The organism is Mesorhizobium sp. W016 (assembly GCF_054719485.1).
Map to the genome: position 1 here is coordinate 3,676,373 of NZ_JBTTIF010000002.1, position 23,628 is coordinate 3,700,000.

At 62.2% G+C, this 23,628-nt stretch carries 22 protein-coding genes and 1 pseudogene; 14 read left to right on the forward strand and 9 right to left on the reverse strand.

The window, feature by feature from the left end; all coding sequences use genetic code 11:
• The first annotated feature begins 27 nt into the window (after nucleotides 1–27).
• The 4 genes from sufD (at nucleotide 28) to sufA (ending at nucleotide 3,569) form a co-directional block, all read left to right on the forward strand.
• Nucleotides 28–1,296 carry a Fe-S cluster assembly protein SufD gene (gene sufD / locus ACYG9V_RS18210; RefSeq protein ID WP_023825123.1) on the forward strand — a complete coding sequence of 423 codons (1,269 nt, stop codon included), beginning with the start codon at nucleotides 28–30 and terminating at the stop codon, nucleotides 1,294–1,296.
• A 137-nt stretch (nucleotides 1,297–1,433) separates the two neighbouring features.
• Entirely contained in the window at nucleotides 1,434–2,675 is a 1,242-nt protein-coding gene (locus ACYG9V_RS18215) for a cysteine desulfurase (RefSeq protein ID WP_352759275.1), read from the forward strand.
• Between the two features lie 21 nt (nucleotides 2,676–2,696).
• Nucleotides 2,697–3,083: an SUF system Fe-S cluster assembly protein gene (locus tag ACYG9V_RS18220; protein ID WP_023684865.1), complete on the forward strand. Its 387-nt coding sequence runs from the start codon at nucleotides 2,697–2,699 to the stop codon at nucleotides 3,081–3,083.
• A gap of 105 nt (nucleotides 3,084–3,188) precedes the next feature.
• Nucleotides 3,189–3,569 carry a Fe-S cluster assembly scaffold SufA gene (gene sufA, locus ACYG9V_RS18225; protein WP_013532156.1) on the forward strand — a complete coding sequence of 127 codons (381 nt, stop codon included), beginning with the start codon at nucleotides 3,189–3,191 and terminating at the stop codon, nucleotides 3,567–3,569.
• Nucleotides 3,570–3,718: 149 nt separating this feature from the next.
• Here the strand turns inward: sufA and ACYG9V_RS18230 are convergent, their stop codons facing one another.
• On the reverse strand, nucleotides 3,719–4,216 hold the full coding sequence (locus ACYG9V_RS18230; protein ID WP_023697559.1) for a GFA family protein: 498 nt from the start codon (nucleotides 4,214–4,216) through the stop codon (nucleotides 3,719–3,721).
• Nucleotides 4,217–4,299: 83 nt separating this feature from the next.
• Between ACYG9V_RS18230 and ACYG9V_RS18235 the strand changes: the two genes are divergently transcribed.
• The gene (locus ACYG9V_RS18235; RefSeq protein WP_023669120.1) at nucleotides 4,300–4,623 is read left to right on the forward strand and encodes a TfoX/Sxy family protein; all 324 of its coding nucleotides are present in this window, start codon (nucleotides 4,300–4,302) and stop codon (nucleotides 4,621–4,623) included.
• A gap of 203 nt (nucleotides 4,624–4,826) precedes the next feature.
• Here the strand turns inward: ACYG9V_RS18235 and ACYG9V_RS18240 are convergent, their stop codons facing one another.
• Both ACYG9V_RS18240 and ACYG9V_RS18245 read right to left on the reverse strand, forming a co-directional pair.
• The gene (locus tag ACYG9V_RS18240) at nucleotides 4,827–5,744 is read right to left on the reverse strand and encodes a pseudouridine-5'-phosphate glycosidase (protein ID WP_023748562.1); all 918 of its coding nucleotides are present in this window, start codon (nucleotides 5,742–5,744) and stop codon (nucleotides 4,827–4,829) included.
• A gap of 70 nt (nucleotides 5,745–5,814) precedes the next feature.
• Nucleotides 5,815–6,759, reverse strand: a complete 945-nt coding sequence (locus ACYG9V_RS18245; protein ID WP_023739396.1) for a carbohydrate kinase family protein — start codon at nucleotides 6,757–6,759, stop codon at nucleotides 5,815–5,817.
• A 282-nt stretch (nucleotides 6,760–7,041) separates the two neighbouring features.
• Between ACYG9V_RS18245 and recA the strand changes: the two genes are divergently transcribed.
• Nucleotides 7,042–8,145, forward strand: coding sequence for a recombinase RecA (recA, locus tag ACYG9V_RS18250; protein ID WP_023669117.1), 1,104 nt, complete (start codon nucleotides 7,042–7,044; stop codon nucleotides 8,143–8,145).
• Nucleotides 8,146–8,418: 273 nt separating this feature from the next.
• Complete coding sequence (gene alaS, locus ACYG9V_RS18255) at nucleotides 8,419–11,085, forward strand: alanine--tRNA ligase (protein ID WP_352764999.1); 2,667 nt, start codon at nucleotides 8,419–8,421, stop codon at nucleotides 11,083–11,085.
• Nucleotides 11,086–11,201: 116 nt separating this feature from the next.
• Here the strand turns inward: alaS and ACYG9V_RS18260 are convergent, their stop codons facing one another.
• The 4 genes and pseudogenes from ACYG9V_RS18260 to ACYG9V_RS18275 form a co-directional block, all read right to left on the reverse strand.
• A complete protein-coding gene (locus ACYG9V_RS18260) occupies nucleotides 11,202–11,783 on the reverse strand; it encodes a demethoxyubiquinone hydroxylase family protein (RefSeq protein ID WP_352747821.1) in 582 nt (193 codons plus the stop codon).
• A 14-nt stretch (nucleotides 11,784–11,797) separates the two neighbouring features.
• Nucleotides 11,798–12,411, reverse strand: a pseudogene (locus ACYG9V_RS18265) (glutathione S-transferase family protein).
• Nucleotides 12,412–12,421: 10 nt separating this feature from the next.
• Nucleotides 12,422–13,633, reverse strand: coding sequence for an NADP-dependent isocitrate dehydrogenase (locus ACYG9V_RS18270; RefSeq protein ID WP_352765000.1), 1,212 nt, complete (start codon nucleotides 13,631–13,633; stop codon nucleotides 12,422–12,424).
• A 213-nt stretch (nucleotides 13,634–13,846) separates the two neighbouring features.
• A complete protein-coding gene (locus tag ACYG9V_RS18275; RefSeq protein WP_352765001.1) occupies nucleotides 13,847–14,803 on the reverse strand; it encodes a right-handed parallel beta-helix repeat-containing protein in 957 nt (318 codons plus the stop codon).
• Nucleotides 14,804–16,211: 1,408 nt separating this feature from the next.
• Here ACYG9V_RS18275 and ACYG9V_RS18280 point away from each other — a divergent pair.
• From ACYG9V_RS18280 to murI, 3 genes are all read left to right on the forward strand, one after another.
• Complete coding sequence (locus tag ACYG9V_RS18280; protein WP_352765003.1) at nucleotides 16,212–17,051, forward strand: RNA methyltransferase; 840 nt, start codon at nucleotides 16,212–16,214, stop codon at nucleotides 17,049–17,051.
• An 81-nt stretch (nucleotides 17,052–17,132) separates the two neighbouring features.
• Nucleotides 17,133–17,741: a DUF805 domain-containing protein gene (locus ACYG9V_RS18285; RefSeq protein WP_023669112.1), complete on the forward strand. Its 609-nt coding sequence runs from the start codon at nucleotides 17,133–17,135 to the stop codon at nucleotides 17,739–17,741.
• A gap of 146 nt (nucleotides 17,742–17,887) precedes the next feature.
• On the forward strand, nucleotides 17,888–18,676 hold the full coding sequence (gene murI / locus ACYG9V_RS18290) for a glutamate racemase (RefSeq protein WP_352535384.1): 789 nt from the start codon (nucleotides 17,888–17,890) through the stop codon (nucleotides 18,674–18,676).
• 83 nt (nucleotides 18,677–18,759) lie between these two features.
• Here murI and ACYG9V_RS18295 read toward each other — a convergent pair whose 3' ends face one another.
• Nucleotides 18,760–20,142 (reverse strand): RNB domain-containing ribonuclease, encoded by a 1,383-nt coding sequence (locus tag ACYG9V_RS18295; RefSeq protein ID WP_023669110.1) that lies wholly within the window; start codon nucleotides 20,140–20,142, stop codon nucleotides 18,760–18,762.
• Between the two features lie 160 nt (nucleotides 20,143–20,302).
• Here ACYG9V_RS18295 and ACYG9V_RS18300 point away from each other — a divergent pair, with 160 nt between their 5' ends.
• A complete protein-coding gene (locus tag ACYG9V_RS18300) occupies nucleotides 20,303–20,491 on the forward strand; it encodes a DUF3008 family protein (RefSeq protein WP_023684876.1) in 189 nt (62 codons plus the stop codon).
• Between the two features lie 83 nt (nucleotides 20,492–20,574).
• Here ACYG9V_RS18300 and ACYG9V_RS18305 read toward each other — a convergent pair whose 3' ends face one another.
• Nucleotides 20,575–20,775: a hypothetical protein gene (locus ACYG9V_RS18305; RefSeq protein ID WP_352765005.1), complete on the reverse strand. Its 201-nt coding sequence runs from the start codon at nucleotides 20,773–20,775 to the stop codon at nucleotides 20,575–20,577.
• Nucleotides 20,776–21,161: 386 nt separating this feature from the next.
• On the opposite strand from ACYG9V_RS18305, the gene rpsD reads away from it, so the two are divergent.
• From rpsD to ACYG9V_RS18320, 3 genes are all read left to right on the forward strand, one after another.
• Complete coding sequence (gene rpsD / locus ACYG9V_RS18310; RefSeq protein ID WP_023669107.1) at nucleotides 21,162–21,779, forward strand: 30S ribosomal protein S4; 618 nt, start codon at nucleotides 21,162–21,164, stop codon at nucleotides 21,777–21,779.
• Nucleotides 21,780–21,891: 112 nt separating this feature from the next.
• On the forward strand, nucleotides 21,892–22,773 hold the full coding sequence (ttcA, locus tag ACYG9V_RS18315) for a tRNA 2-thiocytidine(32) synthetase TtcA (protein ID WP_460222072.1): 882 nt from the start codon (nucleotides 21,892–21,894) through the stop codon (nucleotides 22,771–22,773).
• The gene (locus ACYG9V_RS18320; protein WP_023700854.1) at nucleotides 22,763–23,590 is read left to right on the forward strand and encodes an inositol monophosphatase family protein; all 828 of its coding nucleotides are present in this window, start codon (nucleotides 22,763–22,765) and stop codon (nucleotides 23,588–23,590) included. The genes ttcA and ACYG9V_RS18320 overlap by 11 nt, the downstream gene beginning before the upstream one ends.
• Nucleotides 23,591–23,628: the final 38 nt, after the last annotated feature.

Here is a 23,628-nt window from a genome sequence, read left to right on the forward strand (position 1 = left end):
TTTATGCTGAAAGGCGGGGCAAAACTGATGAATATGCATACACAACCCCAGCGCACGCAGGCCGAAACGGCGCTGATCGACGCCTTTGGCGAGCGTCTGTCGTTGCTGCCGGGTGACGGCGCGGTGATGCTGAAGCGCGACGACGCCATTGAGGCAATCAAGCACGGGCTGCCGACGCGGCGCATCGAATCCTGGCATTACACTGACCTGCGCCGGCTGTTGACTGCGGTGCCGGCGTTCGATCCGACGGCCGCCGCCAAGGGGCTGGCGCCCATCGTCGAAGGCTCCGCCGTGCTGGCGGTTCTGAACGGCGTCTCCGGCGCGAAATTCCCCGCGATCGAAGGCGTGACCATCCAGCGCCTGTCGGAAAAGCTGACTGACGGCTCGATCGCACCGGGCCTCGATCCCTATGGCAGCGATGACGCCATCGGTGCGCTGAACACCGCCTTTGTCGCTGACGGCTATTTCGTCGACATTGCGGATGGCACAGCACTGGAAAAGCCGATCGAATTGCAGAATTTGCAGGCCGGTGGCCAGGTGCATGTGCGCTTTCCCGTGCGTGTCGGCGCCGGCGCCAAAGCTGCTCTCGTCGAGCGTCAGGCCGGCGAGGGCGCGGCACTGGGCAGCTCGGTCAGCCAGCTCGTTCTGGGCGAGGGTGCGGACGTTACCTGGCTGATCGTGCAGGAGCAGCCGGAAACGGCCACGCATCTTGCCCAGTTCAAGGCGCATCTCGGCAAGAATTCGAAGCTGACGCTGTTTTTCATGAATGCCGGCGGCAAGCTTGTGCGCCAGGAGATCGTGGTGAAGACCACGGGCGAAGGCTCCGACTTCAAACTGCGCGGCATCAACCTGCTCGCCGGCGACACCCACACCGACGTGACCATGGTGCTCGACCATGCCGTGCCGCATACGACGTCGACGGAAGTGATCCGCAATGTCGTGACCGGCAAGGCGCGCGGCGTCTTCCAGGGCCGCATCAACGTCCACCAATACGCGCAAAAAACCAACGCCAAGATGGCCTGCAACACGCTGCTTTTGTCGGACGATGGCGAGTTCTCGACCAAGCCTGAGCTGGAGATCTTCGCCGACGACGTCATCTGCGGCCATGGCGCGACCGTTACCGAGATCGACCACAACCATCTGTTCTACCTGATGGCGCGCGGCATCGACGAGAAGAGCGCCCGCGGCTTGCTGGTGAAGGCGTTCGTGGCCGAAGTAATCGAGGAACTGGACGACGAAACCATCGTCGAGGCCCTGGAAACAAGGCTGGACGACTGGTTCGTGGCGCACGGGTAAGCGCCTCTTTCCCTTCTCCCCTTGTAGGGTCCGAAGGACGGGCGAGGCAAGTGACTCGCCCCGGGCGGTGGCCGAGCGAAGCTCGGTCGGATGAGGGGTGCGTGACGAAGTGAGGCGGTGCCTCAAGAGAGCTTGTAATGGACCAGAAGATCGAAACAACCCCATACGACGTCGAGGCGATCCGCCGCGACTTCCCGATCCTGTCGCGCGAAGTCTACGGCAAACCGCTGGTCTATCTCGACAATGGCGCCTCGGCGCAGAAGCCGCAGGTGGTGCTGGATACGATCCAGCACGCCTATTCCCAGGAATACGCCAACGTCCATCGCGGCCTGCATTTCCTGTCCAATGCCGCAACCGACGCCTATGAGAAGGCGCGCGAGACGGTGCGCCGTTTCCTCAATGCGCCAAGCACCGACAACATCGTCTTCACCTCCAACACGACAGCCGCCATCAACACCGTGGCTTACGGCTATGGCATGCCCAATATCGGCGCGGGCGACGAGATCGTGCTGTCGATCATGGAGCACCACTCCAACATCGTGCCGTGGCATTTCATCCGGGAACGGCAGGGCGCCAAGCTGGTCTGGGTGCCGGTCGACGATCTCGGCATCTTCCACATCGAGGAATTCGAAAAGCGCCTGACCGACAAGACCAAGCTCGTCGCCATCACGCATATGTCGAACGCGCTGGGCACGGTGACGCCGATCAAGGAAATCGTGCGCATCGCGCATTCGCGTGGCATTCCCGTACTTGTCGATGGCAGCCAGAGCGCCGTGCACATGCCGATCGACGTCCAGGACCTCGACTGCGATTTCTTCGTCTTCACCGGTCACAAGGTTTACGGGCCGTCCGGCATCGGCGTGCTTTACGGCAAGAAGGATATTCTCTCGGCCATGCGCCCTTTCATGGGCGGCGGCGAGATGATCGAGGAAGTGACGGAAGACGTCGTCACCTACAACGAGCCGCCGCACCGCTTCGAGGCCGGCACGCCGCCGATCGTCCAGGCGATCGGGCTGGGTACAGCATTGGAATACATGGAAAAGATCGGCCGCGAGCGCATCGCCGCGCACGAGGCCGACCTCAAGACCTACGCGCACGAGCGGCTGCGCGCCATCAACTCGCTGCGCATCTTCGGCGACGCGCCGGACAAGGGCGCCATCATTTCCTTCGAATTGCAGGGCATTCATGCCCATGACGTGTCGATGGTGATAGACAGGCAAGGTGTTGCCGTCCGCGCGGGCACCCATTGCGCCCAGCCGCTGTTGAAACGCTTTGGCGTAACCTCCACATGCAGGGCATCGTTCGGCATGTATAATACCAGGGCCGAAGTCGACGCTTTGGCCGATGCGCTGGAAAAAGCGCGCAAGTTCTTCGGGTGACAGGTTCTTTGGATGACGACCATGGATGATGCGAGCCACACCACCGCGCCGGAAGCGGCCGTCAATCCGGTGGTTTCCGCCTCGGCAATTCCCGCCGACGAGCTGGCGCGGCTGACCGACGACATCGTCTCGGCGCTGAAGACGGTCTATGACCCGGAAATACCGGCCGACATCTATGAGCTCGGCCTCATCTACAAGATCGACATCGAGGACAACCGCGCGGTCAAGATCGACATGACGCTGACCGCGCCCGGCTGTCCGGTGGCCGGCGAAATGCCCGGCTGGGTGGAAAACGCCGTCGGCGCCGTCGAAGGCGTCTCCGGCGTCGAGGTCAACATGACCTTCGACCCGCCCTGGTCGCCCGACCGCATGTCGGAAGAGGCGCAGGTGGCGGTGGGCTGGTACTAGGTTGACTGAGGTTGGTGCACTTGCACCAGTGGTAAAACTTCACCATTTTAGGTGAGGAATCATTCGGCAGGCCTTGAACCTGCATGGAATGGAAGAGGAAAAAGAATGGGACGCTTCGCCGTCATCACGATGACCGAAAAGGCCGCCGACCGGGTGCGCGAGATCGTCGCCACGCGCGACAATGCGCATGGCATTCGCCTCGGCATCAAGAAGGGCGGCTGCGCCGGCATGGAATACACGGTCGACCTGGTGACCGAGCCCAATACCAAGGACGACCATATCGAACGCGACGGCGCGCATGTCTATGTCGCGCCCGAGGCTGCCCTTTTCCTGTTCGGCACCGAGATGGATTTCGAGCAGACGACGCTGCGCACCGGCTTCACCTTCCACAACCCGAACCAGAGTTCGGCCTGCGGCTGCGGCGAATCCGTCGAACTGAAGCCCGCCGACCTGAAGGCGCTGGCTGAGGCGCGCGCTTCGGCCTGATCTTCCTTCTCCCCGTTCACGGGGAGGTGAGGAATGGTCCGCGCAGCGGGCGAAAAGCCAATTGCTTGGCTTTTCGAATGACGAACGGCCCGAAGGGCCGGATGAGGGGCAGCGCTGACCATCGGAAGTCGCGCTCCGCGCCTCCCTGCTTACTTCACCCACATCTTCGTCCGCTTGTGCCAGTCGGCGATCGATTCCTCGGGATAGACGTCGAAGACCTTGTCCTTTTTGCCGATCACCGGCTCGACCCAACTCGCCTTGTATTTCAACATCAGATGCACCTTCTCCGGCGGTTTCGGCAACTCGCTGTCGATTGCCGAGGCGAAGGGGTGGACCAGGTCCGGCCATGTCGGATCGTAGAGCCAGAGCGCCGAACCGCACTTCTTGCAGAAATTGCGCTCGCCCGTCGAAATCTCGCACTTTGGATGCTCGTCGTCCGCGATCTCGGCCTGGTAGACGCCGAGATTGCGCTTGCCCTTGATTTTCAGCGTCTTGTAATCGGCGCCGAGATTGATGGCGAAGCCGCCGCCGCCCTGCTGCTTGCGGCAGATCGAGCAGTAGCACAGCATGAACGGCACCGGCGTGTTGCTCTCCACCTCGAAATGGACGGCATCGCAGCGGCAGGATCCCTTGAGCAGCAGCGGCATGACAGAACTCCGACGGATGGCTCTCAACTTGCCAGCATGGTTTTTGGTTGCAGCCATGGCAAGCCCGGTGACATGATTGCGGCATGGACAATGAACGCATCGAAGAGCTGTTCGAAGGCCTCGGCCCGGTCAGTATCCGAAAACTGTTCGGCGGCAAGGGTATCTATTTCGACGGCGTCATCGTCGCCATCGTGCTGCGCGGCGAATTGCTGCTCAAGGCTGACGAGCAAAGCGCGCCCGACTTCGAAGCCGCCGGCTGCAAGCAATGGACCTATACCGGCACCCGCCACGGCAAGCTGGTCGCGATGCCGTACTGGAGCATTCCCGACGACGCGTTTGATGATCCTGACGAGATGAGGGTGTGGGCGCGCCGGGCGTATGAGGCGGGACGAAGGGCGGGGAAGTGAACCGGGACCGCCGCGTTTCTTCCCACCCCCCTCTGTCCTGCCGGACATCTCCCCCGCAAGGGGGGAGATCAGTTGTCACATTGGCCTTCGCTAATCACCAACGTTGAAAATGGGAGCCTGCGGCTAAGCTGTTAATCTCCCTCCTTGCGGGGGAGATGGCCGGCAGGCCAGAGGGGGGTGCTGTCCCGCCGACGTAGGCGATCCTACAGCGCCGTCGCAATCCTCGCCGCCAGCCGCGCATTGTTCTCGACCAGCGCGATGTTGGTCTTCAAGCTCCGGCCGCCGGTCAGTTCGAGGATTTTGCCCAGCAGGAACGGCGTCACCGCCTTACCGGTCACATTCTGCACTTCCGCCGCCTTCTGCGCGGCCTCGATATAGCCGGCCATCTCGTCGGCCGGGATTTCATCGTCCTGCGGCACCGGGTTGGCGATCAGCATGCCGCCGACCAGGCCAAGTGCCGCCCTGGTCTTGTAGAAATGCGCGATCTCTTCCGGTCTGTGCAGGGTCAGCGGCGCGCGGAACGGCGAATGCCGCGACCAGAAGGCCGGCATCGTCTCGCAGCCATGGCCAATCACCGGCACGCCGCGCGTCTCCAGCACTTCCAGCGTCTTTTCGATGTCGAGAATCGCCTTGGCGCCGGCCGAGACGACGATGACCGGCGTGCGCGCCAACTCGTCGAGATCGGCCGAGATGTCGAAGCTCTTTTCCGCGCCCTTGTGGACGCCGCCAATGCCGCCGGTGGCGAACACCTTTATCCCGACCATGTCAGCGGCGATCATGGTGGCGGCGACCGTGGTGCCGCCGGTGCGGCCTTGCGCCACCGCAAAGCCGAGATCGGCGCGCGACAGCTTCATGGCGTCGCCGGTCATCGCCAGCGACTCGCGCTCGCCGTCGGAAAGCCCGATCTTGATGCGGCCGGCGACCACGGCGATCGTCGCTGGCACCGCGCCATTGTCCAGGATTATCTTTTCGACATTGGCGGCCATGGCGCCATTGTCGGGGTAAGGCATGCCATGGGTGATGATGGTGCTTTCCAGCGCCACGACGGGGCGGCCAGCGGCGAGCGCCTCGGCCACGGGCGCGTGGAGGTCGATGAAGGGGCGGGCGCTTTGCGGTGTCATGATGGTCTCCGATCCGGAGATCCGCGCGTCCGCTTGGACGTCGCGCTCCGGCAATGGCAATTGGCCGCCCTCATGCCATTTCCTGCGCGTCGGGCACAAGAGCCAGTGCCTCGGTGAAGGTCGCAATCGTGAAGGCCGGAACCGCGTCGGCGCTTTCAATGGCCAGCGTGGCGGCGGCAACGCCCTCGCGCAATGCCTGGCGCAGGGGCAGGCCGCGCAGCAGGGCAGCGATGGTGGCGCCGGCCAGCGCGTCGCCGGCGCCGGTGACGTCGGCGACTTTTCTCGGCGCCGGCGGCAGGATAGAGAAGGCGCCGGCTTCGTCGAATCCCAGCACCGGGCCGTCGCCCGCCGTCACCACGCCACTGGTGAGGCCGCTGCAGCGCAGTCCGTCGACGATCTCGCGCTCGGTGGCATTGGCATCGACGCCGGCCAGCACCATGGCCTCGCGCCGGTTCATGAAGACCTGCGCGAGTTCCTTCAGCACTGGTATCATCCGCACCACCTTGGCCGGCGAAATGGCGATGGCGAACACCGGCTTGCCGGCGGCGAGCCCCACCAGCCGCTCCAGCGCCGTTGATGGCAGATTGGCGTCGCAGAGCACCGCATCGGCCTCGGCGACCACCTCGCGCACCTTGGAGCGGCGGATCTGCTTGGGGAACGCCAAATCGTAGAGCGCCATATCGGCAAAGCCGGTGATCAGCTCGCCGTCGCGATCGATCAGCGCCGTGTAGCTCGGCGTCGTGCGGTCGAGGAAAACCGCCGACAGGTCGGCAATGCCGGAGTCGGCGATGGCGCGCGCAACCGTCTCGGCCGAGGCATCGCCGCCGCGCACCGACAAAAGCGAGGCCGAGACGCCGCGCCGCACCAGGCTGCGCAGCGCGTTGAAGACGCCGCCGCCGACATCCTCGCGCATCGTGCCGGGGTTGGACGCCGCGGGCACGTACGTGCCCGACACCTGGCCGCGGCGATCGATATGGGCGCCGCCCACCGCCAGTATCTTTGCTGATTTCACCATGCCGGCGATATGACCTTTGTTATTCGAACCAGACAAGCGCTAGGCTGTGCGACCGAGCTTCGCAGGCGAGCCGGCGATTCGGCCCATCGAAACAGCCGGAGCATCTGGCCCAATGCGGAACGCGTCCGAAAACCAAACCACGAGACAAAAAAAGAACAAATCCGGATAATGATTGTTTTTCAGTTATTTGATCCCTCTTGCCAAACGAGAACAAAAGTAGTACAAAATGGGCAGGGATTACGGATTGTCCGGCCTTCATTGACGACCAAGGGGTGATGTATCATGGCTCAGAATTCTTTGCGGCTTGTAGAGGACAAAGCGGTGGACAAATCAAAGGCTCTGGACGCGGCGCTGTCGCAAATCGAGCGCGCCTTCGGCAAGGGCTCGATCATGCGGCTTGGCGCCAACGAGCAGGTCGTCGAGATCGAAACCGTGCCGACCGGATCGCTGGGCCTCGACATCGCGCTTGGCGTCGGCGGCCTGCCGCGCGGCCGCATCGTCGAGATCTACGGGCCGGAAAGCTCGGGCAAGACGACACTGGCGCTGCACACAGTTGCCGAAGCCCAGAAGAAAGGCGGTATCTGCGCCTTCGTCGATGCCGAGCACGCACTCGATCCGGTCTATGCCCGCAAGCTCGGCGTCGATCTGGAAAACCTCTTGATCTCGCAGCCGGACACCGGCGAGCAGGCGCTGGAAATATGCGACACGCTGGTGCGTTCAGGCGCCATCGACGTGCTGGTCGTCGATTCGGTGGCGGCGCTGACGCCGCGCGCCGAAATCGAAGGCGAGATGGGCGATTCTCTGCCCGGTCTTCAGGCGCGTCTGATGAGCCAGGCGCTGCGCAAGCTGACCGCCTCGATCTCGCGCTCCAACACCATGGTCATCTTCATCAACCAGATCCGCATGAAGATCGGCGTCATGTTCGGTTCGCCCGAAACCACGACCGGCGGCAACGCGCTGAAATTCTACGCTTCGGTGCGCCTCGACATCCGCCGCATCGGCTCGGTCAAGGACCGCGACGAGGTCGTCGGCAACCAGACCCGCGTCAAGGTCGTCAAGAACAAGCTGGCGCCGCCCTTCAAGGTGGTCGAGTTCGACATCATGTATGGCGAGGGCGTCTCCAAGACCGGCGAACTGGTCGATCTCGGCGTCAAGGCCGGCGTGGTCGAGAAGTCCGGCGCCTGGTTCTCCTACAATTCGCAGCGTCTCGGCCAAGGTCGCGAAAACGCCAAACTGTTCCTGCGCGACAATCCCGACACGGCGCGTGAGATCGAACTTGCGCTGCGGCAGAATGCCGGGCTGATCGCCGAGAAATTTCTTGAAAATGGCGGCCCCGAGCGCGGCGAAAGCGACGACGGCTTCGAGGAAGAATCCGGCGCCATGTAGGGCACGGCCAGAGTTCGGCCATAAAAATCCAGTCTATTATCCGATGCTTAAGTAACCGAGTTCTTTAGTATTGCGTTTCAAACCGCCGGCCTTCGCGCCGGCGGTTTTCGTTTTTGGGCAGCGTGAAGCCGGCTTGGCAGTTGCCGGGATGGCCCAATTCCGTGTTTCTGGACAGGGTGGGGCGTGCCCGCTAAAAGGCCAAGTCAATCTTCTAAAAAGCAGAGACCAGTGTCCGCCGGCCGTGCCGGCGGTTTTCGCGAAAAGGCAGCAGTCATGAGTGGCGTGAACGAGATCCGGTCGACATTCCTCGACTATTTCCGCAAGGAGGGCCACGAGGTCGTGGCCTCGAGCCCGCTGGTGCCGCGCAACGACCCGACGCTGATGTTCACCAATGCCGGCATGGTGCAGTTCAAGAACGTCTTTACCGGCCTGGAGAAGCGGTCCTATTCGCGCGCCACCACCGCGCAGAAAAGCGTCCGCGCCGGCGGCAAGCACAACGACCTCGACAATGTCGGCTACACCGCGCGCCACCTGACTTTTTTCGAAATGCTCGGCAATTTCTCCTTCGGCGACTATTTCAAGGAGCGCGCCATCGAACTGGCCTGGAACCTGATTACCAAGGAGTTCGGGCTGAACAAGGACAAGCTGCTGGTCACCGTCTATCACACCGATGACGAGGCGGCCGGCTTCTGGAAGAAGATCGCCGGTTTCTCCGACGACCGCATCATCCGCATCCCGACCTCCGACAATTTCTGGGCGATGGGCGACACCGGACCGTGCGGGCCGTGCTCGGAAATCTTCATCGACCGTGGCGAGCACATCTGGGGCGGCCCTCCCGGCAGCCCGGAGGAGGATGGCGACCGCTTCCTTGAATTCTGGAACCTGGTGTTCATGCAATATGAGCAGGTCACCAAGGATGAGCGCATCGACCTGCCGCGGCCGTCGATCGACACCGGCATGGGCCTGGAGCGCATGGCGTCCATCCTGCAAGGGGTGGAGAGCGTCTTCGAGACCGACCTGTTCCGCCACCTGATCGATGCGGCGTCATCGGCGCTCGGGCAGGGCCCGGACAAGGAGACGGTCGCCTCCTTCCGCGTCATTGCCGACCATCTGCGCTCGTCCTCCTTCCTGGTTGCCGACGGCGTGCTGCCGTCGAACGAAGGCCGCGGCTATGTGCTGCGCCGCATCATGCGCCGCGCCATGCGCCATGCGCAGTTGCTCGGCGCCAAGGAGCCGTTGATGTGGAAACTGGTGCCGGCGCTGGTGCGCGAGATGGGCCAGGCCTATCCCGAACTGCTGCGCGGCGAACAGCTGATCACCGAGACGCTGAAGCTCGAGGAGACCAGGTTCCGCAAGACGCTGGTGCGCGGCCTCGGCCTGCTCTCGGAGGCGACGGATACGCTGCACGCCGGCGATATGCTGGATGGCGAGACGGCGTTCAAGCTCTATGACACGTACGGCTTCCCGCTCGATCTGACGCAGGACGCACTGCGCCAGCGCAACATCTCGGTCGACCTTGCCGGATTCACCCATGCGATGGAGCAGCAGAAGGCCGAAGCGCGCAAGCATTGGGCTGGCTCCGGCGACGCGGCCACCGAGACCATCTGGTTTTCTGTACGCGAGAAGGCCGGCGCCACCGAATTCCTCGGCTACGAGACCGAACAGGCGGAAGGCCTCATCCAGGCGCTGGTCAAGGACGGCAAGACCGTCGACAGCGCGATCAAGGGCGACGCGGTGGCGGTGGTCGTCAACCAGACGCCGTTCTATGGCGAGTCCGGCGGCCAGATGGGCGACACCGGCATCATCTCCGGCGAAGGTTTCTCGATCGAGGTTTCCGACACGCAGAAAAAGGCCGACGGCCTGTTCGTGCACCTGGGCAAGGTGACGAACGGCACGGTCAAGCCAGGTGCAGCCGTCGAGCTGAAGGTTGACCATGCGCGCCGCACCCGGCTGCGCGCCAATCATTCGGCAACGCATCTGATCCACGAGGCGCTGCGCGAGGTGCTGGGCACCCATGTCGCGCAGAAAGGTTCGCTGGTCGCGCCCGAGCGCCTGCGCTTCGACATCTCGCACAACAAGCCGATCTCGGCCGAAGACCTCGAAGAGGTCGAGCGCATGGCCAACGAAATCGTCGTCCAGAACAGCCCGGTGACGACGCGGCTGATGTCGGTCGACGACGCCATCGCCGAAGGCGCCATGGCGCTGTTCGGCGAGAAATATGGTGACGAGGTCCGTGTCGTTTCGATGGGCACCGGCGTGCATGGCGCCAAGGCCAACCGGCCCTATTCGGTCGAGCTCTGCGGTGGCACCCATGTCCGGGCGACCGGCGATATTGGTCTGGTTCGCGTTGTCTCCGACAGCGCGGTCGCCGCCGGCGTGCGCCGCATCGAGGCGCTGACCGGCGAAGCCGCACGAAAATATCTCGACGAGCAGGACAGGCGCCTGAAGGCGACGGCGGCTGTGTTGAAGATTTCGCCGGCCGACGTGCCGGCGCGTGTCGAGGCGCTGCTCGAGGAACGCAAGAAGCTCGAGAAGGAACTGAGCGAAGCCCGCAAGAAACTCGCGCTGGGCGGTGGTGCCGCGGCCGATGCTCCGGCCACCACCGAAACCGTCGCCGGTATCGGCTTCCTCGGCAAGGCGGTTTCCGGCGTCTCACCTAGGGATTTGAAGCCGCTGGCCGATGCCGGCAAGACTTCGCTCGGCTCAGGCGTCGTCGTCTTCGTCGGTGCGGGCGAAGACAACAAGGCAAGCGTCGTGGTCGCAGTGACGGACGATCTCGTCGGCCGCTTCAGCGCTGTCGATCTTGTGCGCGTTGCCTCGGCCGCATTGGGCGGGCAGGGCGGTGGCGGACGGCCCGACATGGCGCAAGCCGGCGGCCCGGACGCCTCGAAGGCCAATGATGCGATCGCCGCGGTGAGGGCGGCGCTGGAGGCAGCCTGAAAGCCACCCTATGTCGTATCTGGTTCGTGTGCGGCTTTCCGGCCTTCGCCGCCGTGCTTGCCATTCTGTGGCTGATAGTGGCAAGCCTGCAATCAGCTCTTAGACGGTCCGTCTAGCTAGTTCTTTTTCGCCGCTTTCAGGGCGCGCGTCATTCTGCTGGAATCGCCCCAGGTGGACAGCCAGATCAGCACGTCCGTGGCGATCGAAATCAGCGACCGTAAAAAGTTCAGCGCCGGGCCGGGCGATTTCAGCTGCTCTTCGGCGTGATGGAGATGGGCGAGCTCTTCCTCGCGGATCGCCAGGATGATGCCGTGCAAGTCGTGGTCGCGATTGGCGAGGAAAAACAGCTGATCGTCCAGATGGCGATGCACCGCCGCTTCAACCGCCGCCGTGCAGGCCCAGATGCCTTGCGGACCGAGCAGGGCGGTGACAAAACCCAGCACCCAGCCACCCCAGCTCCAGAACTGCATTACCCGGCACGGTCGCGACCGCCGCGCCGGCATGGCGGCGCGGAACGCAGCCCAATGCGTGCGCTCGTGCCCAAGCATCTCCGACAAGGATGGCACGCAATCCGGCCATAAGCGCCTGGCGACAAGAATCTGCGCCGAATAGATCCTGATCGCACCGAACTCACCGGCGTGGTTGACCCTGACAATTCTGGCGACGGTGAGCGCGTCCTGGCGAGATGGGTCAGCCATGGCCCGAACCCATATCAGCCCGCCACCAGGCTCGGACGTTTTGCGATGCCCTCCCACCAGGCCTGGATGTCGGCGAACGCCGCAAGCAGCTTTTGCCCGTCGGCGACCTTGACGAAATAGGCGATGATGGATGCCGCATGCAGGTCGGCCAGCTCAGATGGTCCCCGAGCAGCCACGGCCCGGGAGGCTTGAGTGCGGTGAGCACCCGCAGCACCGTTTCCGCCTGGCGCAGCCCGTTGGCGACCAGTTCCTCGTCTGGCGCTTCCTTCTCAAGCCGCTCGACGGCGACGTCCCAGACCATCGATCTGTAGGCATAGGCGTCGAGCATGCCGATGATCTGGTTCATCGTTGCGCGGGTGCGGGCGTCTTTTGGCTGCAGTGCCGGGCCGTCGAACGCCTCGTCGACATAGCGGGCGATTGCGCTGGTTTCGAACAGGCGAAACCCGTCATGCTCGAAGGCCGGAATGCGGCCGAAAGGGTGATGCTCGAAGTACCAGGCGGGAGTGCCCTCGGCGGCAAAGACATCGACCGGCACAAGATCGTAGTCGATGCCTTTTTCCGCCAGCACGAGGCGGACGATGCGCACATAGACGCTGTAGTCCGCCCCGTAGACGACCGGCTTGGCCATGGCTGCCGGCTTATGCCATCGCCTTCTGCAAATTCTCGTCGATCTTGTCGAGGAAGCCGGTGGTCGACAGCCATGGTTGGTCGGGACCGATCAAGAGCGACAGGTCCTTGGTCATGAAGCCGCTCTCAACCGTCTGGATGCAGACCTTCTCCAGCGTGTCGGCAAACCGCTTCAACTCGGCATTGTCGTCGAGCTTGGCGCGGTGGGCGAGGCCGCGCGTCCAGGCGAAGATCGAGGCGATCGAATTGGTCGAGGTTTCCTCGCCCTTCTGATGTTGGCGGTAGTGGCGCGTCACGGTGCCGTGCGCGGCCTCCGCTTCCACCGTCTTGCCGTCCGGCGTCATCAGCACCGAGGTCATCAGGCCGAGCGAGCCAAAACCTTGCGCCACCGTGTCGGACTGGACGTCGCCGTCATAATTCTTGCAGGCCCAGACATAGCCGCCAGACCATTTCAGGGCGGAGGCCACCATGTCGTCGATCAGCCGGTGCTCGTACCACAGCTTCTTCGCCTTGAACTCGGCCTCGAATTCAGCCTCGTAGACCTCCTGGAAAATGTCCTTGAAGCGGCCGTCATAGGCTTTGAGGATGGTGTTCTTGGTCGAGAGATAAACCGGATAATTGCGCAGCAGGCCGTAATTCAGCGAGGCGCGGGCGAATTCGCGGATGGAGTCGTCGAGATTGTACATCGCCATGGCAACACCGGCGCCGGGTGCGTCGTACACGTCGTGCTCGATCACCTTGCCGTCCTCGCCGACGAACTTGATGGTCAGCTTGCCCTTGCCGGGGAAGCGGAAGTCGGTGGCGCGATACTGGTCGCCGAAGGCATGACGGCCGACGATGATCGGCTTGGTCCATCCCGGCACGAGACGCGGCACGTTCTTCATGATGATCGGTTCGCGGAAAATGGTACCGCCGAGAATGTTACGGATGGAGCCGTTGGGCGACTTCCACATCTTCTTCAGCTTGAATTCCTCGACGCGCTGCTCGTCGGGCGTGATCGTCGCGCATTTCACGCCGACGCCCCATTTCTTGATGGCATTGGCCGAATCGATGGTCACCTGGTCGTTGGTGGCGTCGCGGTGCTCGACGCCGAGGTCGTAATATTCGAGCTTCAGGTCGAGATAAGGGTGGATCAGCTTGTCCTTGATGAACTGCCAGATGATGCGGGTCATCTCGTCGCCGTCGAGCTCGACGACCGGGTTCGCCACCTTGATCTTCGCCATGAAAAGAATGCCTCGCTTTTGGGGAACAAAACGGCCTCGCCCGCATGGCTTCGGCCGGGTATGCGGAGCGTATATCAAAGCCTATTTGGCCGCGCAAACCGACGCGTTTGCGTAGAGACATCATATGCCAATTTATAATCGGATGAGATGGGCCGCAATCGTCACCCAACGGTGCTGTGTCGCGTGGACTTTCCACGCGACACTGCCTGTCGGCTATTTCAACGCGACTGGTGTCGGCGCGACGCCTGGCGATACATTGCCGTCAATTTGGTTGTTGCCGTAAGATTGGATTTGGCCGCTGACCAATGTGTTGAGACCAGTACCGTTGCCGCTTATGACTGAGCTTCCAACGCGGACGACAGAGTTGGCATTTGCCGAACGGATGCCGCTGTCGCCGTTGTTTGCCGACGTGACCCGGTTCAACATCACCCGTAGTGCCCCGGATCCGGCAGATGCCGAGAAGCCATGGGCGCCGCCTCCAGCTACGACTGTGTCCGTAACACTAATATCGACGGAACCCGTCGTTGTGCCGGTGGAGCCAAGCAATCCGACGAGATTGTTCGACAGGACGCTGTTCTTGACCATCAGAGTAGCACCCCCGCTCCCGCCGGGTTCGATCGAGATGCCATTCCTGCTATTGCCCGTAATATACGAGTTGCTGACATGAATCTCGGTTACAAGCGCGGTGTTGTTGACGAGAATGCCATTACCGCTGCCGGCGGGCGCGGCGGCGGTGAAATCACGTATTATGCAATCTTCAACGATGAGAGATGCACCTTGCAAGAAGCGAATCCCGTTTACACCGCCATTGCTGCCGTCAATATCGAGCCCGCGAAGCACAACATCAATACCGGCACCATTAATGATTACGCCAGTTACGCCTGAAGCTAGGATGGAACCTTCGACATGCTTGCATGAAATCGTCATCGACTTGGTTATCGTCACCGTGCCGAATCCACCGGGATCGATACAATTTATGATGCCGCCTGTCGCCGTCTTGGAAATCGCGCCGGCAAACGTCTTGCAAGGCGCAGTGCGGCTGCAGGGATTGGCGTCGTCGCCAACACCGGAAACCCAAGTCCTGGTCGCTTGCGCGGAAGCTGGCGCAATCAGGAAGCCCGACGCCAGAATCAATATTGCGAATGAAAAGAAGAACCGTAACATCTTCATTTGCCCCTCCTAAAAAGATTAGCCGGGAGCCCTTGCCGGCTGGTGAACCTGTTAAACACGCTTGGGGGCGCATACAGATAGTGGTCGGATGCAGGACGCAATCCCACCGCCAAATTACCATTTGCTATACAACTTTGAACCCAAGCTTTTTGGATATTATACCTTTCTAAATTGGTTTTCCAGCGATGCGACGCACGGTTGCAAATAAAAGCGTCAATCACAGGTAATATCGGCGCATAAACACCGTTGCTGGCGATATCGGGCACCGATTTGAATGGGGGCCGGATGCACCCCGCACCTGCACGTGTTTTGATTCGTTATTTAATTCCGATCACTCCAATTTGTGGCACATAGGTGTCACGATAGGGATCAGCTGTTTTTCGGGCCCCCTTCGCCCGTGATTTGCAGTCCGTTCCATGCCAGATTCCTCGTCAGGGTCCGGAGCGTAGATCACTCCGACCTGCTTCCCTTTACATTTTTACATCTCGGCTTCGGACCTGTCGGACGCTCAATGCTTACGGTCTTGGCAATTGCATTGTTTATTCTCCCTGTGGCGATCCAAATGCGGCCAGATACCATTCCGCGCCATCGTACTCTACCTCGGCCCACTGATTGCCGACAAAGCTTTGTCTGCAATCGTCAGCGTGAAAGCGCCACCGCCAGTACGAGTGAGGCGGAAGCGAGGGCTTGGTAAAGCATTGGTGTTTGACAGCGTAACGATGCGGTTGGCAGTCAGCGTTCCGGTGTGCTTGCGATGCTCGCCGTTAGTCAACGTGGTTAGGTGAAGTCAGCATCGGTGGCAAGTGTTTCCTGCCGCCGTGGGTTAGGCGCTTCCAGTCAGTACCGTCTGACTCCAACATTCCCCCGCGGCCGCCACTGTGGCGGTATTAGGCGTAGATGCTTGGATAGTCATAACCGGGACCCGATTACGTCAGGTCTGTGGAAAATTTGGAACCCGTTGGTCGTCGCCGCCGTCGGTGCGGATGTCAATGACGTAAATGTTGCGTCGCCTATATCCGGCGTACCCAGGCTAAACCTGTATTTGCGACAAACTTCGTGCCGGTACCGGTTTGGCTCGCGGTCGGTTCCACGTTCGGCCTGATCGCGCCTGTCGCGGCCCGAAACAATATCAGCGCGGCGATCTCGGTAGCGGCGATCCGATGACCTTCCTTTCCATATTCCCCTCCTTAAATCGGGATCTAAGCATTTCGCTGCTGGAGACGTAAAAAGCCCCCGCACCTTGGGAGTGTGGTCAGTCAGGTCATCGGAAACGCCTCGCAGGTTTTTAACAAGCGAGACCCGCGGGTGGACCCATGGGTATTTGTCGATCGCGCGCCACAACCCTTCAAAAAGTCGTATCGATATGGCAGGACGCGCTGAGACTTCACAATGCAGCCATCTGGACCACATGTCAGGAACGGACTTTCAGCGCGCCGCTGGCCCGGCGATCATCCTGGTCGAGCCGCAGCTCGGCGAGAATATCGGCATGGTCGCGCGCGCCATGGCCAATTTCGGCCTTGCCGAACTGAGACTGGTCAACCCGCGTGACGGCTGGCCGAGCGAGAAGGCGCGCGCCGCCGCCAGCCGCGCCGACCATGTCATCGATGCCGTAACAGTGTTCGGCGACCTGGCGTCCGCCGTCGCCGACCTCAACTTCGTCTTCGCCACCACGGCGCGGGAGCGCGACGGCTTCAAACCCGTGCGTGGTCCGGTCGAGGCGGGCAGGGCGCTCAGGGCGCGTCAGATGGCCGGCCTGCGCACCGGCATCTTGTTCGGCCGCGAGCGTTTTGGGCTCTACAATGACGAGGTCGGGCTGGCCGACGAGATCGTCACCTTCCCGGTCGATCCCGGCTTTTCCTCGCTCAACATCGCCCAGGCCGTGCTGTTGATGTCCTATGAATGGATGAAGTCGGGTCTGGAAGACGAGACGGCGACCAATTTCTCCAGTCCTGAAATGAAGCCGGCGAGCAAGGAAGAGTTGCACGGCCTGTTTGCCTATCTCGAAGGCGCGCTCGAAGCGCGCGGTTATTTCCGCCCGGCGCCCAAGAAACCCAAGATGGTCGACAATCTGCGGGCCGTCTTGACGCGCGCCGGTTTCGCCGAGCCGGAACTGAAAGTGCTGCGTGGCATCATCTCGTCGCTCGACCGGTTTTCGCCCGCCATGCCGCGCGGTGACGGCTCGCCGGGAGACGATCCAAGGCGTTTGCCGGCCGCTGCGCGAAAACGCCAGGCAGACAAAGAAGATTAGAAATCGCTAAGCTTCGAACGGCTGAAGTAACCGAATTTTATTTGCCTCTCGTCCATTGTTGTCAAAACGGTGGGGTGGCAAATGTTCACGTCCAAAATCGGCCGTATGCGCTTCTTCTTCTATTCGCTCGGCGTAGCCCTGCTCGAGGCCGTTCTTGCTGTGCTGTGCATCGTTGGCACGATCGGCTTTGAGGGGCTGGTCAACTCGGCGCCCGGTCCATTGCGGCAAGGGATGGCAGGCGCGGTTCTGGTCGTTTCCCTCCTGGCCGTGGTCATGCGTGCCAACATCGCCTGGCGACGCAGCCGCGACGCCAACGGCAAAGCCTGGATCCTGTGGTCCTACATCGTGTTCTGCGCCATCTACGCCTTTCTGCAGGCAGGCACGCTGCTGGTCATCGATTTCAACAATCCGGAAAGCACGTCCAGCGGTTTGAACCTGCTTGCGCTGTCGATCTTTGGCCTTTGGTGCACGATTCTGGTGGCTAAGCCGGTGGCGGGCATCAATATCGACGAACTGACATCGGTTTTCGATTTCGATGGCGATACGCCCATGCCTGCGGCATCCGGCCGGACGGCCAGCAGCACGGCACAGTCTTCCATGCGCAACGCCACACCGGCCACGCGCTCGGTGCCGTCCGCCCAGCCTCTGGGCCGTCCGCGGCCCGCCGGGTTCGGCAAGCGCGGGCTCTAGAGCAACCGAGGCAAGGTCGTCTTCGCCGGCTTTGCATGGAAGTTGCTAACATTCGCCACTTCAAGGCCATGATGGTTGCAGATAGAACGGCATTGGCCAATGACCGCCAAGCCTTCTGATCCAGCCTCTTTCATGGTCCGATATCAATGAGCCACCGTCCGATACTGATGTTCGATTCCGGCGTTGGAGGATTGACCGTGCTGCGCGAAGCGCGCGTGCTGATGCCTGACCGGCGCTTCGTCTACGTCGCCGATGACAAGGCCTTTCCCTACGGCGCCTGGGAAGAGCCGGCGCTGCAGGCCCATATAGTCGAGCTCTTCGCCAAGCTGCTCGACCGTTTTGATCCGGAAATTTCGGTCGTCGCCTGCAATACCGCTTCGACGCTGGTGATCGATGCGTTGCGGGAAAAATTCCCTGGCCATCCCTTTGTCGGCACCGTGCCGGCAATCAAGCCGGCGGCCGAGCGCACCCGGTCCGGGCTGGTCTCGGTGCTGGCGACGCCGGGCACGGTGAAGCGCCAGTACACGCGCGACCTGATCGGCAAATGGGCGCAGAAATGCCATGTGCGGCTGGTCGGCAGCAACAATCTCGCCGGACTGGCCGAGGCCTACATGCGCGAGGGCTTTGTCGACGAGGAGGCCGTGCGTGCCGAGATCGCACCGTGTTTCGTCCAGCATGACGATTTGCGCACGGACATCGTCGTGCTCGCCTGCACGCACTATCCGTTCCTGGCCAATCGCATGCGCAAGACCGCGCCCTGGCCGGTCGACTGGATCGACCCGGCCGAGGCGATTGCGCGGCGCGCTCTGTCGCTGCTTCCGGCTGTCGCCGGGCCATTGCCGCAAAGCGAGCCCGACATCGCCGTCTTTACCTCGGGAAAGGCGGACTTCGCCATCAGCCGGCTGATGCAGGGTTTTGGATTGAGCGCGCGCTAATGCATGTCGCCCAAAAGTGCGCAGCGGTTTTGGGACAAGGACATGCACAAAACGAAAAAACTAAAGCGCGTCGCCGACGCGCTTTAGGCAGGCTCGAAGACAATGACGCGCCGATCCGGATCGGCCGAAACAAGCCTTAGCGTCAGGCCATCGCCCTGCCTGAACCCAGAGGCCTTCACATTCGCAACGACAGGCATGTCCGAGAGCTGAACGCGCACACGCTGATCACCGACGTCGGTGACGACGGCCTTGAATGTTTCACCCATGCGCCCCCTCAGCATCACCGCCTCGGCAAGGTCGATGGCCGCGTGGTTGATCTGCGAGGCGCGGGCGCCTGCGCGGCCCATCACCTTCGGCAGTCTGGAAAACGCCTCGGTAACGGCTTGCGGCACCGGCTGGCCGTTGACGATGGCCAGCACGCAGCGCACGACATAGCGATCGGCCAGCCGCCTCAGGGGCGCGGTGGCGTGGGCATAGGTCGCGGCCATCGCCTCGTGCCAGGGGACAACGCCTTCTTCATAGGGTTGGTAGGACGCACCGGAGCCGGCGCGGCGGATTTCCAGCATCAGCGCTGCCTGGTGCATGTTGGTCGGATCGAGGGTTCGCTGATAGTCGGACAGGCTGGTCGAAGGAGGCCAGGACAGGCCTAAGGCCCGTGCCGCGCTGCGCAGTCTTTGTACTTTGGAAGCATCGGGCGGCGCCATCACCCGGAACAAGCCGGTCCGGTGTGCCAGCATGGCGTCGGCAATCGCCATGTTGGCGGCCAGCGAAAGTGCTGCGTTGTCTTGCTCGGATTGCAGCAGCGGTCTGAACGCAAGCTGGAACGTGCCATCGGCAAGCTGTTCCACCTCCTGCTCGGGCGGGTCGACGCGCGAAGCGCCGCGACGGTCTTCGGCCGCCGCCATGCGTCGCGCGATTTCGGCGAAGCCGACTGGGACGTCGGCGGCCTGCACGCTGTCATAGGCGAGCTTGGCGCGGCTTTGAATGATTGCCCGCTCCGCGCCATCCAGCCTTACCGCTCCGTCGTCGACGATCCGGACCGTGAAGATGACAGCCGGACGCGGACCGCTGGGCAGCAAGCTCGCGGCGCCCTCGGCAAGCACCCGGGGATAGAGCCCGGCCTTGCCGTCCGGCAAATACAGGGTTTCGCCCCGCGCCCAGGCTTCGCGATCCACCGCGTCGCCGTCCGCGACGAACCAGGCTACGTCGGCAATCGCATAGTGCAACAGAAGGTCGCTACCGCTCGCTTCGATCGAAAACGCTTGGTCAAGATCGGTGGAAGCCGCGGGATCGAGCGTCACGAAGGGCATCGCCGTGCGGTCGGCATGCTGGTCGGGCACGCGCCTGGCCGCCGTCTGTGCCATGGCCATTACATCAGGGGGAAATGCCTCCGGCACATGGAACTCGGTGCGGATTTTCGCGAGGCCGGTAGCGAGTGCCTGCGAGGGATCGTTCAACGATTTCATGGCGCCGTCCTACACCGGCGTTGCGGGCACGGGAAGGTGGTTTTGCCGGCAGTTGGCCGACCATGGGCAGGCATGAGCGCGGAACGGAAGTTGACCGCCAGCGCTGGAACCGTCGCCGGAGCGCAACGTTTCTTCCTCTGTCAGCAAAGGAGGTGCCGATATGCCTGCAACCTCAAAAGCACAGCAAAAGGCCGCTGGAGCAGCCCTGTCGGCCAAGCGCGGCGAGACCAGGAAGAGCGAACTTCAAGGCGCGTCGAAGTCGATGTACAATTCGATGAGCGAAAAACAGCTCGAGGAATTCGCAGAGACCAAGCGCAAAGGCCTGCCGGAGAAGAAATCGGCAGACTGAAACCTTGAACCGAGTCGATAAACAAAGCCCGTGGCCGAAACCACGGGCTTCTTCGGTTCAGGCCAAGCCCGAAACCCCTGACGTCACCAGCAGCGCTTCACCTTGTAGCGGATGACCTTCTTGTGGCCATGCCGCCAGATGACCTTCTTCTTCACCACCACATGGCAGGTCTGACGATGCTTGTGGCCCTGCCAATGCTTGGCCATCGCTGGCTCGGGCACGGCGATCGACATCGTCCCGGCCAGGACGGCTGCACCGGCCAACGAGAGGAAAAACTTCTTCATGCGACTTCGGGCTCCTTTGGCTCCAGTCCCTTCCTAAATGCCGTCGGCGCAACAACCTCCCGCCGCATCCGGCACGGCACTCAACGCCAAAGACGTGATATGGTTGCCGGGCCCAGCGCCAGCGACGCGCTTGACTCTGCTCAAATCTCCGTTTAACGAGCGCACCAACACCGGGCCGCAATGCCCGGTTGTTTCTTTTGCATGGCAAGCCCGGGAAAGCAGGTTTATCGTTTCCTGGGTTTTGTCTAGACTGACGTGTCCCGTGGGTTTTCCGCCGCGTTGCGTGGGAAAACCCTGTCAGGCCTCGAAAACGGAGGCCAGAGGAGGGCGCGTTTCCTTCACCCGGACCATGAGGCTCCGGGTGGTTTGTTTTGAAAGGGAATGCGATGAGCAAGCGCGAATCCGCGAAGTACAAGATCGACCGCCGTCTCGGCGAAAACATCTGGGGCCGCCCGAAGTCCCCGGTCAACAAGCGTGAATACGGCCCCGGCCAGCACGGCCAGCGCCGCAAGGGCAAGCTTTCCGATTTCGGCCTGCAGCTGCGCGCCAAGCAGAAGCTGAAGGGTCACTATGGTGATGTCTCCGAAAAGCAGTTCCGCAAGGTCTATGAAGAGGCTGATCGCCGCAAGGGCGACACCTCCGAGAACCTGATCGGCCTGCTCGAGTCGCGTCTCGACGCGGTCGTCTACCGCTCCAAGTTCGTGCCCACCATTTTCGCGGCTCGCCAGTTCGTCAACCACGGCCACGTCAACGTCAACGGCAAGCGCGTCAACATCGGCTCGTACCGTTGCAAGCCGGGCGACGTCGTCGAAGTGCGCGAAAAGTCGAAGCAGCTGGTCATCGTGCTGGAAGCGGTCGGCCTCGCCGAGCGCGACGTGCCGGACTATATCGAAGTCGATCACAACAAGATGGTCGCGACCTTCTCGCGCATCCCCGGCCTGGCCGATGTTCCGTTCGCCGTGCAGATGGAGCCGAACCTGGTCGTCGAATTCTATTCGCGCTAAGCGATCGCTTTCTGCGATACCGGAAAGGGCCGCCCGTCGAGGCGGCCTTTTCTTTGTCGGCCATGTCCGCTAATCCGGCACTCTCGGCTATGGAAAGCGACAAGCCATGAACATGCTGGCAGGCATCGACACAGTTGAACCGATTCCTGAAGGCGGCTTCCATCCGCTGTTTGCCGACGTGCCGTCTTCCGTCGAGTTCAACAAACTGCGTAAGCGGCTGTTGCGGTTAACCCGTCAGGCGGTCGAGGATTTCGCCATGGCGAGGCCCGGCGACCGCTGGCTGGTGGCCTTGTCCGGCGGCAAGGATTCCTACGGGCTGCTGGCCGTGCTGCTCGATCTCAAATGGCGCGGGCTGCTGCCGGTCGAGCTGCTGGCCTGCAATCTCGACCAGGGCCAGCCGAATTTTCCGAAGCACATTTTGCCCGACTACCTCGATGCGCATGGCATTGCCCATCGCATCGAGTATCAGGACACCTATTCGGTGGTCACCGACAAGCTGCCTCAGGGCAGCACCTATTGTTCGCTGTGCTCGCGGCTGCGGCGCGGCCATCTCTATCGCATCGCGCGCGAGGAGGGCTGTTCGGCGCTGGTGCTCGGCCACCACCGCGAGGACATTCTCGAAACCTTCTTCATGAATCTGTTCCATGGCGGCCGCCTTGCCGCCATGCCGCCAAAGCTGCTCAACGACGACGGCGACGTCATGGTGCTGCGGCCGCTGAGCTACTGCGCCGAGGTCGATCTGGAAAAATTCGCCGCCGCTATGAAATTCCCGATCATTCCCTGCGATCTCTGCGGCAGCCAGGAAGGCCTGCAGCGCAACGCCATGAAGGCGATGCTGGACGATATGGAAAAGCGCATGCCGGGCCGCAAGGATACGATGCTGCGCGCGCTGTCCAACACCAGGCCGTCGCATCTGCTCGACAGAAAGCTGTTCGACTTTGCCGCCCTCAATGGCAGCCTCAGCACAGGACAAGACATTTCCGATGATATTTGACGACCAAGCGATCGACTGGCTGGCCGAGCTTCTCGCCGATGCAGCCAGGGCCGAAATCATGCCACGCTTTCGCCGGCTGGGCGAGGGCGACATCAGACAGAAGACCTCGGCTGCCGACCTGGTGACCGAGGCCGACATCAACGCCGAGCGGCTGATCACGGCCAGGCTGCGCGAGCGCTATCCCACGGCGATGATCGTCGGCGAGGAAGCCTGTTCCGACAATCCGGCGCTGCTTCAGGGGCTCGGTGATGCCGACCTCGCCTTCGTCGTCGACCCGGTCGACGGAACCTTCAACTTCGCCTCCGGCGTGCCGCTCTTCGGCGTCATGCTGAGCGTCGTCGTCAAGGGCGAAACCGTCGCCGGTATCATCCATGACCCCGTAGGCCGGGACTGGCTGATCGGCGCCAAGGGCGCCGGCAGCCATATCCGCCATGCGCATGGCGCGCTGGAGACGGTGCATGTCGCCGATGCCGTGCCGATCTCGCAGATGACCGGCTCCGTCTCCTGGCAATATCTGGCGGAACCGCAACGCTCGCTCCTGGCGCGCAACCAGACCAAGACCCTGTCGCAGTTCGGCTATCGCTGCGCGGCACATGAATACCGTCTTCTGGCCAGCGGCCATGCCCATTTCGTCGTCTACAACAAACTGATGCCGTGGGACCATCTGGTCGGTGTGCTGATCCACGCCGAGGCCGGCGGCTACACCGCGCGGATCGACGGCAGCGCCTATCTGCCCTCGCATGTCGACGGCGGCATTCTTGTCGCCCCGGACAAGGAAAGCTGGCAGGAGTTGCGCAGGGAACTCTGGGCGCAATAATCGGTCCAACTGCTGGTAGAGGCTTTCGTCAAGTATAT

Bases quoted from the DNA above. Each gene is read 5' to 3' on its own strand.
- sufD (WP_023825123.1), top strand. From the start codon at position 28: ATGAATATGCATACACAACCCCAGCGCACGCAGGCCGAAACGGCGCTG.
- ACYG9V_RS18215 (WP_352759275.1), top strand. From the start codon at position 1,434: ATGGACCAGAAGATCGAAACAACCCCATACGACGTCGAGGCGATCCGC.
- ACYG9V_RS18220 (WP_023684865.1), top strand. From the start codon at position 2,697: ATGGATGATGCGAGCCACACCACCGCGCCGGAAGCGGCCGTCAATCCG.
- sufA (WP_013532156.1), top strand. From the start codon at position 3,189: ATGGGACGCTTCGCCGTCATCACGATGACCGAAAAGGCCGCCGACCGG.
- ACYG9V_RS18230 (WP_023697559.1), bottom strand. From the start codon at position 4,216: ATGCCGCTGCTGCTCAAGGGATCCTGCCGCTGCGATGCCGTCCATTTC.
- ACYG9V_RS18235 (WP_023669120.1), top strand. From the start codon at position 4,300: ATGGACAATGAACGCATCGAAGAGCTGTTCGAAGGCCTCGGCCCGGTC.
- ACYG9V_RS18240 (WP_023748562.1), bottom strand. From the start codon at position 5,744: ATGACACCGCAAAGCGCCCGCCCCTTCATCGACCTCCACGCGCCCGTG.
- ACYG9V_RS18245 (WP_023739396.1), bottom strand. From the start codon at position 6,759: ATGGTGAAATCAGCAAAGATACTGGCGGTGGGCGGCGCCCATATCGAT.
- recA (WP_023669117.1), top strand. From the start codon at position 7,042: ATGGCTCAGAATTCTTTGCGGCTTGTAGAGGACAAAGCGGTGGACAAA.
- alaS (WP_352764999.1), top strand. From the start codon at position 8,419: ATGAGTGGCGTGAACGAGATCCGGTCGACATTCCTCGACTATTTCCGC.
- ACYG9V_RS18260 (WP_352747821.1), bottom strand. From the start codon at position 11,783: ATGGCTGACCCATCTCGCCAGGACGCGCTCACCGTCGCCAGAATTGTC.
- ACYG9V_RS18270 (WP_352765000.1), bottom strand. From the start codon at position 13,633: ATGGCGAAGATCAAGGTGGCGAACCCGGTCGTCGAGCTCGACGGCGAC.
- ACYG9V_RS18275 (WP_352765001.1), bottom strand. From the start codon at position 14,803: ATGAAGATGTTACGGTTCTTCTTTTCATTCGCAATATTGATTCTGGCG.
- ACYG9V_RS18280 (WP_352765003.1), top strand. From the start codon at position 16,212: ATGTCAGGAACGGACTTTCAGCGCGCCGCTGGCCCGGCGATCATCCTG.
- ACYG9V_RS18285 (WP_023669112.1), top strand. From the start codon at position 17,133: ATGTTCACGTCCAAAATCGGCCGTATGCGCTTCTTCTTCTATTCGCTC.
- murI (WP_352535384.1), top strand. From the start codon at position 17,888: ATGAGCCACCGTCCGATACTGATGTTCGATTCCGGCGTTGGAGGATTG.
- ACYG9V_RS18295 (WP_023669110.1), bottom strand. From the start codon at position 20,142: ATGAAATCGTTGAACGATCCCTCGCAGGCACTCGCTACCGGCCTCGCG.
- ACYG9V_RS18300 (WP_023684876.1), top strand. From the start codon at position 20,303: ATGCCTGCAACCTCAAAAGCACAGCAAAAGGCCGCTGGAGCAGCCCTG.
- ACYG9V_RS18305 (WP_352765005.1), bottom strand. From the start codon at position 20,775: ATGAAGAAGTTTTTCCTCTCGTTGGCCGGTGCAGCCGTCCTGGCCGGG.
- rpsD (WP_023669107.1), top strand. From the start codon at position 21,162: ATGAGCAAGCGCGAATCCGCGAAGTACAAGATCGACCGCCGTCTCGGC.
- ttcA (WP_460222072.1), top strand. From the start codon at position 21,892: ATGCTGGCAGGCATCGACACAGTTGAACCGATTCCTGAAGGCGGCTTC.
- ACYG9V_RS18320 (WP_023700854.1), top strand. From the start codon at position 22,763: ATGATATTTGACGACCAAGCGATCGACTGGCTGGCCGAGCTTCTCGCC.